Raw genomic sequence first — 17,800 nt, 5'->3', positions numbered from 1 at the left:
TCAATCTTTGGCCTTGGTAGCGGGGGACCGGCTAAATTGCCCGCGCGGTTGTAGCTTTCCAATCGTGCTGGACATTCCGCGGTTCGTGCCCAAAAGCGGCTATGCCGATGCATTTGGCCTGCAATGGAACAGATTTCGAAAGACGCAACTCGATTCCTATACGGGAACGACGATTTCGCTGGACCGGCTACGGCGATGCGTCGGTGGAGATCTATCGGTCCTACGTGGCAAGTCGGTGCTCGAAGTCGGCTGCGGCGCGGGCCGCTTTACCGAAATCTTGCGTGCGCACGGCGCACAAGTGTTATCGCTCGACCTGTCGAGCGCGGTCGAGGCAAACCTAGTCAATTATCGCGAACAGGCCGGCGCCGCAGCGTCAAACAACTACATTTGCCAGGCAAGCATGTTAGACGCGCCGGTGGCGCCGCGTTCCGTCGATGCCGTCATTGCGCTCGGCGTTGTGCAGCACACGCCGAATTCGGAAAGTACTGTGCAAGCGCTGGCCGACTATGTGAAGCCGGGTGGTGAACTCGTTATCGACCATTACGGGCTCGACTATAATGTTGAGTGGCCACGGCGTCTGATGCGGCGGTTTCTGCTGGCACTGCCCGCGCGCTGGGGCTCGCCGATTGCGCTTACAGCGTCACGGGCGCTGGTCCAGGTGCATCGCCTATTCTGGCGGCGAGGCCGCATTGCGCGCATTGCGCGCGCGCGGCTGCAAAAGATCTCGCCGTTGGTTGACTATTATGACAGCTATCCCCAATTGCCGCGAGCGATCCTGGTCGAATGGTGCGTGCTGGATACCCACGATACCGTCACGGATTTTTACAAGCACCTGCGCAGCCTCGATCAGGTTTGCGCTATGGTCTCCAACGCTGGCCTCGAAATCGTGCGCGCCGCGCATGGCGGAAATGGCGTCGAAGTACGCGCTCGCCGGCCACCGGATTCTGAATAGACATGTGCGGCATCGCCGGAATCTTTGGTCGCCCCGGGCGCGACATCGTTGGCACGATGACGAACGCTTTGCGGCATCGGGGTCCTGACGGTCATGGCCTCGTTGTCGATGACAAGGCGGCTTTCGGCCACGCGCGGCTCTCGATCATCGATCTTAGCACGGCGGCCTCGCAACCGATGGTCAGCGGCGATAACAAGGTGTGGCTCACCTTCAATGGCGAGATTTATAATTTCCAGGCATTGCGTGACGAACTCGTAGCGAGCGGCGTTGTCTTTCGTACCCATTCCGACACCGAAGTGATTCTCGCGCTTTACTTGCGCGATGGTGATCGTCTGGTGGCAAAGTTGCGCGGCATCTTCGCTTTCGCGATATATGACAAGCGCGGTGGGCCCGGTAAGGAAAGGTTGCTGCTGGCGCGGGATCATCTGGGCATCAAGCCGCTTTATCATGCACAGAGTTCGCAAGGGCTGGTGTTTGCCTCCGAGATAAAGGCGATGGTCAAGGCGCTTCCTGACCGCATGATCGATCCATCTGCGTTGCGCCAGCTGCTGGCCTGGGGATCGGTCTGTCAGCCACGTACCATCGTTGCCGGGGTCTCAATGCTGCCTGCGGGCCATACTCTCGTTGCCGAAGGTGGACGAACGGTGGTCGAGCCCTATTGGCAGCCGGGACTTGATCGCGTCGCAGGCCTGCGCCGCCGGTCTTACGCTGATCTGGTTGACCTCGCCGAAGCCAAGCTCACGGAGGTCCTCGATTCGCAACTGGTCGCCGACGTTCCGGTCGGTGCGTTTCTTTCGGGTGGGATTGATTCCTCGCTGCTCGTCGCCCTGATGGCGCGGCGGCACACCGGGGCGGTGCGTACATTCTCGGTTGGCTTTGAGCAGGCTTCGGGAGTCGACGATGAAACCGATGATGCCGCAGAGGTCGCAACTTTTCTCGGTACTGACCATAGCCGGATTATCGTCACCGCGGCCGATGCGGCCGCCAGCATTCGCGCGATTGCCCGCGATCTCGATCAGCCGACGGTCGACGGCGTCAATTCGTGGTTCGTTTCTCGCTCAGCCGGCAGCGCCGTCAAAGTTGTAATATCCGGGACCGGCGGTGACGAGCTGTTCGCCGGTTACCCTTGGTATACCGCACTGTCTCGGTATGATCGTCTGTCGCGCACACCCGGGCACAAGGCGAGGGCGCTGGCGCGGTTTCTGCTGGGGAGGAAGCGCACCGAAAGTTTTGTCGGTGCTTACGCCGACCAGTATCATATCTTCGGCGCCAACGACGCAGTGCGTTACCTGTCGCCGCAACTACGGTCGAAAGTCGGCGTAATCGGATCTGAAGCTGATCTTGGCCAGGCGGACATCCTCGCCGAGGGTACGCCGATCGAGCGCACAACCGCCTTGTGTCTGGGGAACTATACCCGGAACCAATTGCTGCGTGACATTGATGCGGGCTCAATGGCGCATGGCCTTGAGGTGCGGGTACCCTTTCTTGATCACGAGCTTGCCGACTTCGCGTTGTCTTTACCAGATCTGGCGAAAGTTCGACCGGGGGCTTCAGTGACCGGTAGCTATGAGGCCAGCGGACTGAAGCGCATTTTGGTCGATATCGGTCGGCGCTATCTTCCTCCTGAATTTCCAGGCCGCGCAAAAAAAGGCTTCACCTTGCCCTTCGACCGCTGGTTACGCGGATCGCTGGCGAGCGTGATGTCGGACTGCCTCTCGGCTGAAACGGTCGCGCGACGTGGTCTGTTCGATGTGCAAGGGGCCGCTGAATTAGCTGACAATTTCAAGCAGGGTCGTATCGGCTGGACGAGGCCCTGGCTCTTGATGATGACCGAACTCTGGTGCCGGGAGTGTCTCGATTGAGCAAGAAGGCTGACTTCCAAGACCGGCACACAGGCCGCCCGAAGATTCTGTTCGTCGGTGAAATTCACTCGACACACGCTCAAACTTGGATCGAGACGCTGCGAGGCGAACAGTTCGACATCCGCGCGCTCGCCCTGACGACGGACGATGTGCCAAAATCGTTCCCGTATCCATTCGACGCACCGCGCCGGAGGATCCCGCGCCCGGCTTTGCGGGCCGGAGCTACGATTTTAGAGCGCGCAGTATCGCGATGGAAACAGGTCAGAAGCACTTCACTCTATTTTTATGATAGGATCGCCTTTGGCGACCAGGCCACCGCTCATTTGTTCAAACGAATTGTTCGAACTTGGCAGCCGGACATTATCCACTGCCTAGGCCTTTTGGCTGCAGGCCGTTTCGTTGTCGAGAGCCTTCGAGGCGAAGATCTCCGAAAAAATAGTAAGTTGGTGATTCAGCTTCGCGGCGGGTCCGACCTGGCGCTCAATCATGCCGATGCGGAATTGGCGCCGAAATTGGCTGATGCATTGCGTGACGCGGACGAGATCTTAAGCGATAACGTGGTCAACTTCGAGCTCATGCGCCGGATGGGGCTGACCGTGCAGCCGCCGGCCGGCCTTGAACGTGTCCCGGGCACCGGCGGCATAGATCTTGGCCTGCCAGTGTTTAACAATCTGAAGCCGGCCTCCCAGCGCCGCATCATTCTTTGGCCGAAAGCTTACGAGAGTCCATGGTCCAAGGGGATGCCAGTCCTGGAGGCGTTAAAGCTGGCCTGGGAGCGTATGCTGCCGTTTCATCTCCATATGGTTATGGCAGTGAATGAATTGCCGAGTTGGATCGCTTTGCTCCCCGAAGAAATGCGGCAGCACATTACGATGCATCGCCACATTCCACGCGATCGCCTATTCGAATTGATGCGTGAAGCGCGAATCATGCTGGCGCCGTCGTTGATCGACGGAACTCCGAATGTAATGTGGGAGTCGATGGCGGCGGGCGCAGTTCCTTTGGTGTCGCCGCTCGATACCATTACGCCTCTCGTGAAGGACGGCGAAAACGTGGTGATGGCGCGCAATCTCTATCCTCAGGAAATCGCCGATGCGCTGGTTCGAGCGATGACGGATGATGCGCTCGTTGACCGCATAGCCACAACAAACAGGCGGGTCGTCTCCGGGCTTGCCGGTCGGGAGATCTTCCGGCCAAAGATCTTGGACTTTTATCGTTCTGTGGCCGCAAGCAATCGTATTTGCAGTTAGATCGAAAGAGGCAAAGCAATCGAACATCACGAGCGACGCACGATCCTGTGTCGAGCGTGGATAGCATCCGTCGCGCTGCTACGTTCTCGGCGGGCAGATCAAATCACGCAACGTGTCTTCACGAACGATGCAAGCGCCTTGGCTGGGAGTAAGTCGCTGCGGGAACAAAATAAACCCGGGCTGCCGCGATACCCGACGCCTTGGCCGCGAAGGCCAGACATTGTTCGATCTGCGGGCGTTTGCGAAAGAGTTTCAATAAGGAGCTGTATCGGCTAAATCTTGCTTTGTATATGTAGATGATGATACCCGGCCTGCTAGCCTTGGCGCCCACCGTCTGTCCCTCACAAAACAAAAGTCCATGTTCTCAGCTTCGTTGAATAATCTCAAAATTGGTGTTGTCGGCCTTGGCTATGTTGGATTGCCGCTGGCCGTTCATTTCGCGCAACATGTTTCCGTCGTTGGCTTCGATATCAGCGGAAAGAGAGTTGCCGAGTTGAAAGCAGGCCAGGATCGCACCCGGGAGGTGAGCCCGGCTGAGCTTAGAGAAGCGCGCAACCTGAGCTTTTCCACCGATCCGCAAGACCTCGGCTCGGTGAATTTTTTCATTGTGACCGTGCCGACGCCGATCAATCATGCGCTTCAGCCGGATCTGAGCATGCTCGAGAAGGCCTCAGCAGTCGTTGGACAAGTTCTGAAGAAGGGCGACATCGTCGTCTATGAATCGACCGTTTATCCAGGCGCGACCGAAGAGTGCTGCGTTCCGATCCTGGCCAATGTTTCCGGGCTGGTCTTCAATGAAGACTTCTTCGTTGGCTACTCGCCTGAACGGGTCAATCCGGGCGACGGCGGGCATCGCCTGTCCCAGATCATGAAGATCACGTCAGGCTCGACGCCGGAAGCTGCTCATTTCATCGACCAAGTGTATTCGCAGATTATTACCGCCGGCACTCACAAGGTCAGCTCGATACGTGTGGCTGAAGCTTCCAAAGTGATCGAGAACATTCAGCGCGACGTCAATATTGCGCTCGTCAACGAGCTCGCGCGGCTGTTCAAGAAGATGGATCTGGAAACGCGCGAAATTCTTGAAGCGGCGGGAACGAAGTGGAATTTCCACAAATACGTTCCGGGATTGGTCGGCGGCCACTGCATCGGCGTCGATCCATATTATCTGACCCATAAAGCACAGTCGATTGGCTTCCATCCCGAGATCATTTTGGCCGGTCGACGGATCAATGACGGTATGGCCGAGTGGGTTGCATCCGATGTGATCAGAACAATGGCGCGCCGCAAGCTGCAGGTAGGAGAAGCGCGCATTCTCGTTATGGGCGTTACTTTCAAGGAAAATTGCCCGGATATCCGTAACAGCAAGGTGGTCGACTTGGTCCGCGAGCTTAAAGCGCTTGCTGGAGACGTGGCGGTCTACGACCCGGTTGTAGATCCGGGCGATGTTCGAGAAGAATTCGGGATCGAACTGCTTGCCGATCTCGGCGAGCGCAAGTTCGAAGCGATCGTCCTTGCCGTGCGCCACGACCAAATTGTCGGGCTGGGGCCGGAGCGCCTCCGATCGATGCTGGTCCCGAATGGCATCGTTTATGATCTCAAGCAGGTGTTGCCGGTTGAAGCGACTGACGCACGGGTTTGACCATTGATAATGGTCGTGTGAGGGGCCTATCCAGGCCTGCTGTTTCGATAGCGGCGCAAGCCGAAAGGTTATCTTCTGGATCTAAAAATGAGGCTTTCATTGGAGCGTTGGGAAAACAGCGTTTGCGTCTGATGCACGGACGCGTGCTATCTGGCGTGGCATTGTGATCTGCCCCCACGCAAGTGGTCCTCCCTGAAGTATAAGTGGCGGCTGCGATTGCCATATCTCGTGTGCTGCAAGATACTGCCATCCGTCGCGGCACAACGTCGTGTTCAGGGTTGAAATCCCAATATCCAGATCGAGAATCTCGAGATCGCTATATGATTGTTTCTCATCCTCTAGTGACGATTGTAATCCCGGTCTACAACGGAGCGAATTTTCTCGCCGAAGCGATTGATAGCGCGCTGGCTCAGACTTATCCGAACATTGAAGTTCTGATTGTCAACGACGGATCCAACGATGGGGGTGCAACGGAAGACATCGTTCGATCCTATGGATCGAAAGTTCGTTATATAAGCCAGCCGAATGGCGGCGTGGCATCGGCATTAAACACCGCAATTGCCGAAATGAAGGGCGAATACTTTTCTTGGCTCAGCCACGACGATTTGTATGTTCCGCAAAAAGTGGCGCGGGAGATGGAAGTTCTGCTGAACTCCGGCGCAACTCGAACGGTCGTCTATAGCGGTTATCGGGTGTTCGGAAGCCTGTCGGAAACAAGAGACTTTTTGCCGGGGAAAATTCGTCCCGAACAGTTTCGGTATTGGATAACGGTTGAGAACTCTCTGCACGGATGCACTCTGTTGATACCGAAGACGGCATTTGACGAGTGCGGAACGTTCAATGAATCGCTTCGCACCACGCAGGACTATGATCTCTGGTTTCGGATGGCGGCGAAGTTTGATTTCATTCTCCTGCCCGAAGTTCTCGTCAAAGCGCGCAGCCATCCCGATCAAGGGACTATGAAATTGGCGGGGACAGCGCTCGCGGAATGCGATCGTCTGCTGACCGGATTTGTCAACGAGCTTAGCCGTGACGAAGTTCTCGCAGCTGGCCAAACCAATTCTGTTGCGGCTTACGCCGTGATTGCTCGCAGCATGTCGCGGAGGGGATTTCGCCAAGCGTACCGCAGCGCGGTTTCCAAGTCGGTGAGTGAGTTTGTTTCAATGAACATGGGCGAGCGGCTATCGGCCGTTTCATCGCTCGTGCGGTTAGGCGCATCCGGTTTCGCCAGGAGAGGGATTTTGGGCTCAATCTTGAGAGTCATGCGGCAGGCCGTCGGGACAGTACTTCCGGCAGGTGCAAAGAAGGTGCTCAGGCAATACCTGTCGCCCTCACCTGATAAAAAGACGCTCTCGCGAGAGGATACAGTCCGCGATCTTTCGCTGAAGGACAAGTTCGCCCAAGTCTATGCAGAAAACATTTTTGGCGGCGCCGACTCCCGTTCGGGGGCTGGCTCGGACCTGCTGCAGACCGAGATCATACGCCGCGAAATCCCTCGCTTGCTGCGCGAGCATTCCGTCAATTCGATGCTGGATGCGCCGTGTGGCGATTGGTTTTGGATGCGTGAGGTCGACCTCGGCATCGAGCGTTATGTTGGCGCTGATATTGTTGCGGATATGATCGGGGTCAACAAAAGCAAATTCGGACGAAGCGGGATCGACTTCGTATGTCTGGATTTGTCAAAGGACAAGTTGCCGAAGGTGGATCTGGTTTTTTCGCGTGACTGTCTTGTTCATCTGTCATTCGAGGACGCTTCTCAAATGTTGAGCAATTTCAAGTCGTCGGGGGCGACGTACCTGCTCACCACGACGTTCACGGACCGGTCTTCCAATTTGGATTTGGGGAGTGGCTTCTGGCGTCCGTTGAACATGCAGCGAGCACCGTTCAATTTTCCGCCGCCGATCAAGCTGATCAACGAAGGCTGCACGGAGGGAAACAATCTCTTCACCGATAAGTCGCTTGGATTGTGGCGGTTGCAGGATATTCCAAGTGCTGCCAAAGGCGGCTCATGACTGATCCGCAGAAGAAGCCGAAGATTCTGTTCGTTGCGATGCAAGCCAGCCCTCACGCTTCTCGTTGGATCAATATGATTGCGGACCAAGGGTGGGATCTACATCTTTTTCCAGTCAACTCTATGCCGATGCATGGGGGGTTGAGGAATATCACAGTCCATCAGCCCTTGATGCCGGTAAGCTGGCGGTCCCCGTTCAGATTTATCAGGCATCATATCGGGGCGCTTTTGGGGAAGTCCGGAAACGCTCGACAGGCATCGTCTGCCCGGGAAAAGGGAATTTTTCCGGTTCCGATGCTGCGACCATTCTTGCGGCTTGCGGGAATCTTCAAGGTGTCACTGGGGGTATCGGGCGCACAAGCGCCAATCCTGTATGGTCCCAGGATGCTTGCGCTTCTGATTGATAGGCTGAAGCCGGATCTCATCCACTCGATGGAGTTTCAGCACTGTAGCTACAATGTGATGATGGCCAGACAGATTGTCGGGAAAAAACGCTTTCCGAAGTGGCTTGCGACGAACTGGGGTAGCGACATTTATCTCTACCGACATGATGCGGCGCATAACAAGCAGATCCGGCAATTGCTGTCCGAGATAGACTACTACAGTTGTGAATGCAGACGCGACATCGAGATCGCCCGCGAAATGGGGATGACGGCGGAAGCCTTACCTGTCAGGCCAAACTCCGGCGGGTTCGATCTTCAGGATATTGGAAGGCTACGGTCCTCGACGCCTCCCTCCGAACGGCGCTTGATCGCGGTCAAAGGATATGAGCATTTTGCTGGAAGAGCGCTTATCGCATTGGACGCAATCGCGGCGACGGCTGAGATCTTGAAGGATTACAGGATCGTGGTCTACTCGGCCACTCCGAACATCCATGCGAGAGTTCAGGAATTGCGAAACGTACATGGCCTGAATATCGAAATCATGCCCCATGCTTCGCATGAAGAGATGTTGCGTTTGTTTGCCGCCGCGCGCTGCTATCTCGGTGTCAGCACATCGGACGGGATCAGTACATCGATGCTTGAGGCGCTGGCGATGGGAGCATTCCCGATCCAGACGAACACTGCCTGCTGCGACGAGTGGATTGAGGACGGAGTCAGTGGATTTTCGATTCCACCCGATGAGATTGGCGTTATTTCGAATCGCATACGGCAGGCGGTATTGGACGACGCTTTGGTCGATCGAGCAGCCGTTCTCAATTGGGAGTTAGTCGAGCGGCGTCTTAATACTGAGGTGCTGAAAATCGGCGTCGTTAACGACTACAAAGAGATGCTAGCAGCGGAAATGCGCAGAGATTCGAGCGAGCGCTAGTGGATATTTTGGTCGTCAGTCAGCATTTTTGGCCGGAAAACTTTCGGATCAATGCGCTTGTGGGAGCGCTTCATGATGCGGGCTGCCGTGTCACCGTCCTGACTGGCCAACCGAACTATCCTGACGGAAAAATATTTCCCGGATATGGCGCTTGGCGCATAGGGATGCAGACGCATCCGGCCGGCTATCCGATCATGCGTGTTCCCGTTGTGCCTCGTGGGAGCGGGAGCGCGCTTCGACTGGGGCTTAATTATCTTTCGTTTATCGGCACTTCGATTTTGTTCGGCGGCTGGAAACTGCGGAAATCCAGATTTGATGTTGTGTTCGTATATGGACCATCTCCGGCCCTGCAGGCGCTCACGGGGGTATACTTCGGGGCGATTCACCGGATCCCTCTGATCTTCTGGGTGCAGGATCTTTGGCCGGAGAGCCTGTCTTCCACCGGCTATGTCCGCAATCGTTTTATTCTCGGCGGTGTCGCTAAAATCGTGAACTGGATCTATCGGCGCTGTGACCTCATTCTGGTTCAGTCGCGTAGTTTCCTTGCGCATGTGACCAGCGTGTCGGGATCGACACCTGTGATTTACTATCCAAATCCGGGCGATGTAAAATCGGATCCGGCGGTCGTCGGGACTTTCGATCCCGTCCGAATTCCTGATGGGTTCAATGTCGTTTTCGCAGGGAATGTTGGCACCGTGCAGTCAGTCGACACGATCCTTGATGCGGCTGGGCATCTTGCCTCGGCACCCGATGTGAATATCGTCATACTGGGTAACGGGAGCAAGTTCGACTGGACGGCGGAAGAGGTCAAAAAGCGATCCTTGTCGAACGTCCATCTTCTCGGTCGCGTTGGGCCTGATGCCGCGATTGAGGCCATGAGCCGTAGCGATGCCCTTCTGATTACGCTGAACGATAGCGAGGGTCTAAACAGGACGGTCCCCAGCAAACTATCCACCTATCTCGGCGTGGGAAAGCCCGTCCTCGCATCCATGAACGGAGAGGGGGCGGATATTGTAAAGGCCTCGGGGGCGGGGATCGTTTGCAAGGCGGAAAATGCTGAAGAATTGGCCAAGGCTATTCTCCAGATGCGAGATATGCCAAAAGAGGCGAGACATGCGATGGGTCTGGCCGGTCGGCGGTGGTATGACAAGCACTTCGAATTAGGGACGTTAACCCATACCCTGATCCATCACTTCAGGGAGACGGCAGCCCGGTACAAGAACCAGCGAGACGCGGCGAATGACTGACGGCGGACAAAAAACGGTTTTGGTGTTGGGCGCGACCGGCATGCTGGGACATACCGTTTTACGAGATTTCGCGGTAGATGAGCGCTTCCGGGTTTATGGATCGGCGCGTTCCGATCGGCTATTGGGTTCTTTGTCCGCTTCTGTGCGGGATCGGATTGTTGGCAACGTGAACGTGGAAGATACCGACAGCCTGCTCAAGCTATTCGATCAGGTAAAGCCCGACGTTGTTGTCAATTGTATCGGTCTGGTCAAACAGCTTGCGGACTCGAACGATCCACTGCTGGCAGTGCCGATCAATACCATCTTGCCTCATCGTCTTGCCAGGCTTTGCGCGGTGGTCTCGGCCCGGTTTGTTCACGTCAGTACGGACTGCGTCTTCGATGGAAAGAAGGGCGGGTATGTGGAAACGGACCCTGCTGATGCTCAGGATCTCTATGGCCGTTCAAAGCATATGGGCGAGGTTGATTACGCGAACGCGATCACGTTGCGGACATCCATTATCGGTCCTGAACTGGGAAGCGCGGTTGGGCTCCTCGGCTGGTTTCTGAAAAGCGAGGGCCAAGTCTCAGGATTCAACAAGGCCGTGTTCTCCGGTTTTCCGACTGTCGAGTTGAGTCATATCATCCGAAACCACGTGATTTCTCGGCCTCAAATGCGCGGCCTGTATCATGTGGCAGCGGCGCCCATCAACAAATACGATCTGCTGTGCCTTGTAGCGCAAGTCTACGGGAAGAAGATCGAGATTACTCCGGACAGTAAATTGGTGATCGATCGCTCGCTGAATGCTGACCGTTTCAACATGGAAACTGGGTATCGCCCGCCTGATTGGATGTCATTAATCAAGAAGATGCATGCATTCGGTTAGTGTGGACTGCAAATCGGGAAACTGACATGTTCAAGGATAAAACGCTTCTCATCACGGGAGGTACCGGCTCTTTTGGCAATGCCGTTTTGAAGAGCTTTCTGGATATCGATTTTGCGGAGATCCGCATTTTCAGCCGTGATGAGAGCAAGCAGCATGAGATGCGCAATCGGATCAACAATCCGCGCGTGAAGTTCTTTATCGGTGATGTTCGGAACTATGACTCGGTGAAGGATGTCGTCCGTGGATCGAACTACATCTTTCACGCAGCCGCGCTGAAGCAGGTTCCGAGCTGCGAGTTCTTTCCGATCGAGGCTGTCCGAACCAACATTCTTGGTGCGGAGAATGTTATGCGCGCCGCTTTGGAACATGAAGTGGAGCGCTGCGTCGTTCTTAGCACCGACAAAGCGGTTTACCCGATCAACGCCATGGGAATGTCCAAGGCGATGATGGAAAAGGTGATGGTCGCGATGGCTCGCCATTCTCATCAAGGTAAGACGGTTCTGTGCGCCACTCGTTATGGCAACGTCATGGCGTCGCGTGGGTCGGTTATTCCGCTGTTTCTCGCTCAGTTGCAGAGCGGGCAGCCGCTCACGATTACGGATACCAACATGACGCGATTTTTGATGTCGCTGCCGGATTCGGTGCAGCTTGTACTTCATGCGTTCCAGCACGCACAGCCGGGCGATATATTTGTTCAGCAAGCCCCGGCGTCCACGGTAGGAGATCTGGCAATCGCTATGCGCGAGATGCTTGGTCTAAAGAACGAGATCAATGTGATTGGGACGCGTCATGGCGAGAAGCTGTACGAAACGCTGGTGTCGCGTGAAGAGATGGCGGTCGCGCAGGATATCGGAGGCTACTACCGGATACCGGCGGATATGAGAGACCTCAACTACAACAGCTTCTTTGTTGAAGGCGATACGGAGATCGCGAAGAAAGAGGATTACACCTCGCACAACACCCGACGCCTGAATGTCGCGGAAGTGAAAGAGGTTCTCAAGAAGTTGGACATCATGTCAGGTTTCGTCAATGCTTAAGGTTATGACGATCGTCGGCACGCGGCCGGAGATCATCCGGCTCTCGCGTGTCATTGCTAAGCTCGATCAGTATACAGAGCATACCCTTGTTCATACGGGGCAGAATTACGACTACGAACTGAACGAGGTCTTTTTCCAGCAATTGGGCATTCGCAAGCCGGATGCTTTCCTCGATGCCGCCGGTAAGAATGCGGCTGAGACGATCGGGCAGGTGATCATTAGTTCTGATCAGGCCCTCGAAAAGTATTCGCCTGATGCGGTTTTGATTCTGGGTGACACAAACAGCTGCTTGTCGGCCATCGCGGCGAAGCGGCGGAAAATTCCGATCTTCCATATGGAAGCAGGAAATCGCTGTTTCGATTTTCGTGTGCCTGAGGAGATCAATCGACGGATCGTGGATCACACGGCCGATATCAACCTGACATACAGTGCGATTGCACGAAGCTACCTGCTACGTGAAGGATTGCCGCCAGACCAGGTGATCAACACGGGCAGTCCAATGCGCGAGGTCATCGAATATTACCGCAAGGGTATCGATGGCTCCGACGTTCTAGCTCAGTTGGGACTCACTCAACATGGCTACTATCTAGCGAGCTTCCATCGCGAGGAGAATGTTGACGGCCAGGATCGTCTGGCGAAGGTGATCCAGATATGGAACACGCTGGCGGAAACCTATAAGCGGCCCGTCATCGTATCGACTCATCCGCGTACACGGAAGCGGCTCGATGACCTCGGCCAGAAGACTCACCCGCTGGTGGCGTTCCACAAGCCTTTCGGATTTCTCGACTACGTCAAGCTGCAAACTGAATCGTTGGCAGTTCTTTCCGATAGCGGCACCATCACCGAGGAGTCATCCATCCTGAATTTTCCGGCGCTCAATATGCGTGAGGTTCAGGAGCGGCCGGAAGGCATCGAGGAAGGGGCTGTCATGTTCATAGGCTTGAGCGTCGATCGAATGCTGCAGGCCTTGAAGATTCTGGAGGATCAACCACGCGGTCAGGATCGTGGCCTGAAGCTGGTCGACGACTATGCCGCCGACAACGTCTCGGACAAGGTGCTCCGGATCATCCTGAGCTATACGGGCTTTGTCCGGCAAAGGGTCTGGTCGTCGGCCTATGACTGATAGCAGCGGCCAACCAATTCCAGGGGCTCACCGTTCTTCTGTTTGGTGATATCCCGATAGGACCAGAGAACTCTGCGATATGACTGAGCGGAATCAGAGTCTCGACGGGTTGCGGGGCATTGCGGTGATCCTGACGTTTCTTGTCCACTATTGCGGGGCCTATCTGACCAAGTTTCGCGGCGGAAATCCCAATGAGATTGCTTTCGCAGGTTGGTCAGAGACCTTCGATAAAGTGCTATACTGGCTTTTTCATAGTCACCACGGCGTCTACATTTTCTTCCTGCTGAGCGGTTTTCTGATCGCCAGAATTGTAAGCAACGAAGGGTTCGACTATCGCAACTTTGTCGTTCGCCGGGTGAAGCGGATTTATCCCGCGTTCTTGCTTGTGCTGGCGGCGTGTCTGTTCATCACCGCCCTGGCCAAAGGAACTTTTCCTGGCTGGATTAATCTCGCTGAGAACCTGATCTTTCTCAATGGCGCTCCCGGCCTGAACGTGCCGGGCATTGTCTTCAACAATGTCACCTGGTCGCTGTTCTACGAGATGACCTTCTATCTGGCATTTCCGATTGTGCTTGCGATGAGTCGAGCAATCCGGACGCCAGCGCTTCTTACGGCAATGATCGCTGGCGTTCTGGTCCCATATGCACCGATGTACATGGGCGTTTACTCGGAGTTCTACCTCTTCCTGTTTGCAGGAGCGATAATTGGGCTATTGCCACTATCGAAGTTAACGTGCATTGCGCGGCTGATCCCCGACGCCGCCGTCATTCTGTTTTATCTAACGGTCACATCGCTTGCGACGTTGAATTATCTGACGGCCACCCAGTTTATCTGGCTATTTTCAGCCGCGGGCATGGTGATACTCTGTAAGGCTATTACAGGAACGGGAGTGATTGCTCGCATGCTTTCGTTCCAGCCCCTGGTCAGGCTCGGTCGAATTTCATACTCGTTCTATCTTGTCCACTCGATTGCGCTGATCGCCCTACTTACGTTGTCGTCTCGAATCTGGATTCCGATACTTGGGCCAATCGGCAACGCCATCTACCTTGGCTTGGCCGGATTTGCTGCATCTTTGGCTATGGGATGGGCCTCATACATGATTGCTGAACGATCTTACTTTAAGGATCGGGAGTCTTTGCGCATCACCCAGCTGGGCATGTCCCTGCGTGGATCCAGTAACCAATCATAAGTTTCGGCATACTGCTGGATGATTGGCGCCCAGAGGAAGCGAGACCGCGCGTAGGCGCCGGCGCGCTCCCTCATTTGCGAAATCTGCTCGGCGTCAAGCGACATGGCCTGTTCAAGCGCGCGCCGTAATTGCGCTACGTCATTGTTTATGATCCAGCCAATCCCGACCGAAACGATCTCGCTCCACGGTGTGGCTTTCGTGGTGATGGCCGGAAGTCCCGACAGAAGCGCCTCTGCAACGGTGATGCCGAAGTTTTCGGAATAAGACGGGAGCACATAGATGGACGAAGTCCGGTACTTTTCCCATTTCTCTTCGTCAAATAGCGGCCCGAGAATTTGGACGCTGTCGCTCAGATCCAGCGAGAAGACGAGGCTTTCGAGAAATGTGCGATAGGCGTCGGTCCCATAGCCGTGAATGTGAAGCTGATGGCCGCGGCGATCTGTCAGATCGTGCCACGCCTGTAGCAGGTCGGGGATGCCCTTCTTTTCCGACAGGCGTGAAAGGAACAAGACGACTTTCTCGCGATCCTGCCCAACAGCGACGCTGGTTGCGGCATCATGCTCGCCGACATCAATCCCGACGGGGAGGATTGCAATAGGCGCGGTCAGACCCTGATTTCGAAAGTTGTCGTGCTCAATTTGAGTGCTGGCAACGAGCAGGTCGGCGTTCTGCAGCATTGCCTTTTGATAGAGGTACCACGCCGGTAGCTTCTTCCATCGTTTCGATCTGAATGCCCAGGGCTCCAAGGCGCCGTGCGGACTGACGACGATCTTTGCTCCACGTGCTTTCGCCAGCCGGTAGGCTCGCAGTTCAAACGGCGTCCACAGCCCGTGGATATGGACGATGCCGCTCATCACCTCGGGTGCAAGATGCTTTAATCCGTCGCCACGTGAGCCGGCTTCGTGGAGATTTTTCAATGGCTGTTCTGGCGGAAGCCCGGTGACGAGGTGGGTGTCGAAGCGATCTCCCAGGCGCTGATGGGCCGTCAGCGCTACGCTGGCCATGCCTGCGCCTGTCCTGCTGGCGTCACACACTATCGTCGTGATCGTCGGCTTTCTTTTCATCGCTAGAGTGCCGGACGCCTGGATTTCAACCAGCGGAAAATCAGCGATGCTAGCCCGCGCCGCGTCCATACGAGATGGTCGATCTGAGGAACATCGCCATCGCCGAGTGTGTGATCTTGCGGATCGACCGCATCCTCGCGCGCGGCGCCGATAAAATCTCTAAAATCATGTGCCATGGCCTCGAGTGTGAAGTCGTTTACGAACGAACGCTGGGCGGCTGTCGCCATTCTTTGATAGATAGCCGAGTCTTGCGATAATCGTTCGATTTCAGACAGAATGCCCTGTGCTGCCAGATCGGCAACCACGACACCGCACTCCTTTTGCGCGATATACTTTGCTGGCGGAGAAAACTCCGGCCCGTGAAAGATGACAGGTCTACCTGCCGCCAGATACAGCACGAGCTTGCTGGGAAAACTGTAACGCGAGACGTCCTCCATCGACGGATCGAACGGATAGGGACAGTAGAGGAAGTCACAGCCTGAGAGAATATCGATCGCGTCGTTTTGCGACTTCCAGCCAAGAAACGTGACCTTGCCCGAGACGCCCGAAGGGGGTGGCTTGGAGCCCATCGCGATAATCCGGACCGGGCGTCCCGCAACCGTCCAGAGCGCTGCATCGAGGCGTTTAACGAGTTCGTGCCATTCGTTGGCGGCGTAAAACTGTCCTGCCATGCCAATCGTGAGCGTGTTTCCAATTGCGATATCCGGCGAGCGGGCCATTGCCTTTGGCAGGCTGGACAGGATCGGAATCGCTTTGACGCCGAAGCGCTGGTGGTATTCGTCCGCCATCGGCCGCGACGCCGCTGCAACCGAGGCGCTTTTTTGAATGGCGTCGTTGAACAGGAGTTGTGTACTCTGAGCCGTCAATGGATCAATTCCATTCGCTTTGATCCACCAATTGAAGACATCCCAAACGTGAGAATGAAGCGGCACTTTCAATTCATCAGCGACGGCCAGCGCCAGCCTGATATTGGTTTGCCCCTGAAGGACAGCCCAGACCCTATCGACCTTGTGTTTACGTCCGAATTCAACAGCTGCAGCGACCAGTGCCTTGATGCGGCGCTTTTGGATGTAGGTTTCGCTGATGTGTGCGATCGAATTTGAAAGAGTCTTCACGGGTATGATGCGTGGAAGCCATGACCAGTTCTCAAGTGGTTTGCGGTGAAACGCGATTGGCACACCGCTGAATTCTGCAGACATGCGCATGTCTGCGCGGGGATTTACTGGTGCGAAGCAGCAGATCGAGCCGCGTGGAAGAAGCCTGACCAACGCAGAAAGAGCGATTCCACCGGTGAAGTTCTCGCAAAGAGGCACATCTGAAATCAGAAGAATCTTCATACACAGTGCTTTCGCGAAATCGTCTGTAGCCCCAGGCCACCCTGTTTATCATCTATGCAGGTTATATGGAGTAGCCGTCGCAGTGGCCGGAATCATTGATGTGAGGTAGGGATTAGCATTCTGTAGTTCAAACTTGTAACCAAGATCCTTTCGCTTTGCCAGTTTAGCCTTCGATAGCGATATATCCTGACGCCGTCTCGTATTGCAGCTTCGCATAAGATGCACGGTATGAGCTATGACACTGCTTTTTTGCGAACGGTTCTTAAGCAGTAAAGGCGGTTGGCGATGGGCTGGGCGGACAGATATTGGCGAAAATCTGGAAACAACGATCGGGGCTGCCGTTTACCTGCCCAGCCATTGAAATAGCAAGATTGGCCTAAATGCCCTTTGTCTGAAACAGCCTAGAGGTTTAAACGGACGCGACCCGTGATCTTTGAAGCCTTTCCTCAGAAGCGGGGCACGAATAGTTCGTCTTTCAATGGGTTAGCGTGTCGGCTTGCGGAGGTTCGATTCTGCACTGGGAAGCGCGCCAATTTACCGGATCACGCTGACTCTCAATCAGCGGGTCCCAGGTTCGAGCCTTGGCGCCCACCAAACAAATCAGGCACCTAGCTGATTTGATTGCCGCTGAAACCCACGTGGGTGACAGCTTTCTCTTTTCAAGTTCCGACTGTCGCTTCGGCCAGCTTCACGTCCCGGGTCGAAGCCGGAAATGCTCTTTCAAGCTGATGGTTCACTTAATGGGAGCTGTGGCTGCGAGGGTAGTGCTCGGTGCGACAGTGCTGTTGTTCGTCAACTCCCGAACCGATCCAATTGATGCGCGTCTTGCTTCGATTGAAGTCGCCGACAAGCTGGCGGCATGGCAAGTGAGCAATTCGCGTTGAATGGGATCATAGGTTCGCGAGGAACA

The 17,800-nt window shown here is 55.4% G+C and carries 14 protein-coding genes; 12 read left to right on the top strand and 2 right to left on the bottom strand.

The features are described from left to right. Positions 1–64: 64 nt before the first annotated feature. From ACP0KA_RS03990 to ACP0KA_RS03940, 11 genes are all read left to right on the top strand, one after another. Entirely contained in the window at positions 65–952 is an 888-nt protein-coding gene (locus tag ACP0KA_RS03990) for a class I SAM-dependent methyltransferase (protein ID WP_424627542.1), read from the top strand. 2 nt (positions 953–954) lie between these two features. Further along, entirely contained in the window at positions 955–2,814 is a 1,860-nt protein-coding gene (asnB, locus tag ACP0KA_RS03985; RefSeq protein WP_424627541.1) for an asparagine synthase (glutamine-hydrolyzing), read from the top strand. Next, positions 2,811–4,064 (top strand): glycosyltransferase family 4 protein, encoded by a 1,254-nt coding sequence (locus ACP0KA_RS03980; RefSeq protein ID WP_424627540.1) that lies wholly within the window; start codon positions 2,811–2,813, stop codon positions 4,062–4,064. The genes asnB and ACP0KA_RS03980 overlap by 4 nt, the downstream gene beginning before the upstream one ends. A gap of 358 nt (positions 4,065–4,422) precedes the next feature. Further along, positions 4,423–5,706, top strand: coding sequence for a nucleotide sugar dehydrogenase (locus ACP0KA_RS03975; RefSeq protein ID WP_424627539.1), 1,284 nt, complete (start codon positions 4,423–4,425; stop codon positions 5,704–5,706). A 203-nt stretch (positions 5,707–5,909) separates the two neighbouring features. Next, positions 5,910–7,718 carry a glycosyltransferase gene (locus ACP0KA_RS03970; protein WP_424627538.1) on the top strand — a complete coding sequence of 603 codons (1,809 nt, stop codon included), beginning with the start codon at positions 5,910–5,912 and terminating at the stop codon, positions 7,716–7,718. Further along, positions 7,715–9,028, top strand: a complete 1,314-nt coding sequence (locus ACP0KA_RS03965; protein ID WP_424627537.1) for a glycosyltransferase — start codon at positions 7,715–7,717, stop codon at positions 9,026–9,028. The genes ACP0KA_RS03970 and ACP0KA_RS03965 overlap by 4 nt, the downstream gene beginning before the upstream one ends. Further along, positions 9,028–10,275: a glycosyltransferase family 4 protein gene (locus tag ACP0KA_RS03960; protein WP_424627536.1), complete on the top strand. Its 1,248-nt coding sequence runs from the start codon at positions 9,028–9,030 to the stop codon at positions 10,273–10,275. Before ACP0KA_RS03965 ends, ACP0KA_RS03960 begins: the two co-directional genes overlap by 1 nt. Further along, positions 10,268–11,140 (top strand): dTDP-4-dehydrorhamnose reductase family protein, encoded by an 873-nt coding sequence (locus tag ACP0KA_RS03955; protein ID WP_424627535.1) that lies wholly within the window; start codon positions 10,268–10,270, stop codon positions 11,138–11,140. Before ACP0KA_RS03960 ends, ACP0KA_RS03955 begins: the two co-directional genes overlap by 8 nt. Before the next feature lie 26 nt (positions 11,141–11,166). Further along, the gene (locus ACP0KA_RS03950; RefSeq protein ID WP_424627534.1) at positions 11,167–12,177 is read left to right on the top strand and encodes a polysaccharide biosynthesis protein; all 1,011 of its coding nucleotides are present in this window, start codon (positions 11,167–11,169) and stop codon (positions 12,175–12,177) included. Next, positions 12,170–13,300, top strand: coding sequence for a non-hydrolyzing UDP-N-acetylglucosamine 2-epimerase (wecB, locus tag ACP0KA_RS03945; protein ID WP_424627533.1), 1,131 nt, complete (start codon positions 12,170–12,172; stop codon positions 13,298–13,300). Before ACP0KA_RS03950 ends, wecB begins: the two co-directional genes overlap by 8 nt. A 79-nt stretch (positions 13,301–13,379) precedes the next feature. After that, a complete protein-coding gene (locus ACP0KA_RS03940) occupies positions 13,380–14,489 on the top strand; it encodes an acyltransferase family protein (RefSeq protein WP_424627532.1) in 1,110 nt (369 codons plus the stop codon). Here the strand turns inward: ACP0KA_RS03940 and ACP0KA_RS03935 are convergent. Together ACP0KA_RS03935 and ACP0KA_RS03930 are read right to left on the bottom strand one after the other, a co-directional pair. Further along, a complete protein-coding gene (locus tag ACP0KA_RS03935; protein WP_424627531.1) occupies positions 14,414–15,622 on the bottom strand; it encodes a glycosyltransferase in 1,209 nt (402 codons plus the stop codon). The two genes, ACP0KA_RS03940 and ACP0KA_RS03935, sit on opposite strands and share 76 nt — an antisense overlap. Then, complete coding sequence (locus tag ACP0KA_RS03930) at positions 15,556–16,752, bottom strand: glycosyltransferase (RefSeq protein WP_424627530.1); 1,197 nt, start codon at positions 16,750–16,752, stop codon at positions 15,556–15,558. The genes ACP0KA_RS03935 and ACP0KA_RS03930 overlap by 67 nt, the downstream gene beginning before the upstream one ends. 719 nt (positions 16,753–17,471) lie before the next feature. On the opposite strand from ACP0KA_RS03930, the gene ACP0KA_RS03925 reads away from it, so the two are divergent. After that, on the top strand, positions 17,472–17,774 hold the full coding sequence (locus ACP0KA_RS03925; protein WP_424627529.1) for a hypothetical protein: 303 nt from the start codon (positions 17,472–17,474) through the stop codon (positions 17,772–17,774). Positions 17,775–17,800 lie beyond the last annotated feature (26 nt).

This window comes from Bradyrhizobium sp. SYSU BS000235 (genome assembly GCF_049747295.1).
GTDB lineage: Bacteria > Pseudomonadota > Alphaproteobacteria > Rhizobiales > Xanthobacteraceae > Afipia.
Note: the sequence above shows the minus strand (reverse complement) of the source record. Positions and strands in the feature narration are given on the sequence as shown.

Bases quoted from the DNA above. Each gene is read 5' to 3' on its own strand.
- asnB (WP_424627541.1), top strand. From the start codon at position 955: ATGTGCGGCATCGCCGGAATCTTTGGTCGCCCCGGGCGCGACATCGTT.
- ACP0KA_RS03975 (WP_424627539.1), top strand. From the start codon at position 4,423: ATGTTCTCAGCTTCGTTGAATAATCTCAAAATTGGTGTTGTCGGCCTT.
- ACP0KA_RS03965 (WP_424627537.1), top strand. From the start codon at position 7,715: ATGACTGATCCGCAGAAGAAGCCGAAGATTCTGTTCGTTGCGATGCAA.
- ACP0KA_RS03955 (WP_424627535.1), top strand. From the start codon at position 10,268: ATGACTGACGGCGGACAAAAAACGGTTTTGGTGTTGGGCGCGACCGGC.
- ACP0KA_RS03950 (WP_424627534.1), top strand. From the start codon at position 11,167: ATGTTCAAGGATAAAACGCTTCTCATCACGGGAGGTACCGGCTCTTTT.
- wecB (WP_424627533.1), top strand. From the start codon at position 12,170: ATGCTTAAGGTTATGACGATCGTCGGCACGCGGCCGGAGATCATCCGG.
- ACP0KA_RS03940 (WP_424627532.1), top strand. From the start codon at position 13,380: ATGACTGAGCGGAATCAGAGTCTCGACGGGTTGCGGGGCATTGCGGTG.
- ACP0KA_RS03935 (WP_424627531.1), bottom strand. From the start codon at position 15,622: ATGGACGCGGCGCGGGCTAGCATCGCTGATTTTCCGCTGGTTGAAATC.
- ACP0KA_RS03930 (WP_424627530.1), bottom strand. From the start codon at position 16,752: ATGTCTGCAGAATTCAGCGGTGTGCCAATCGCGTTTCACCGCAAACCA.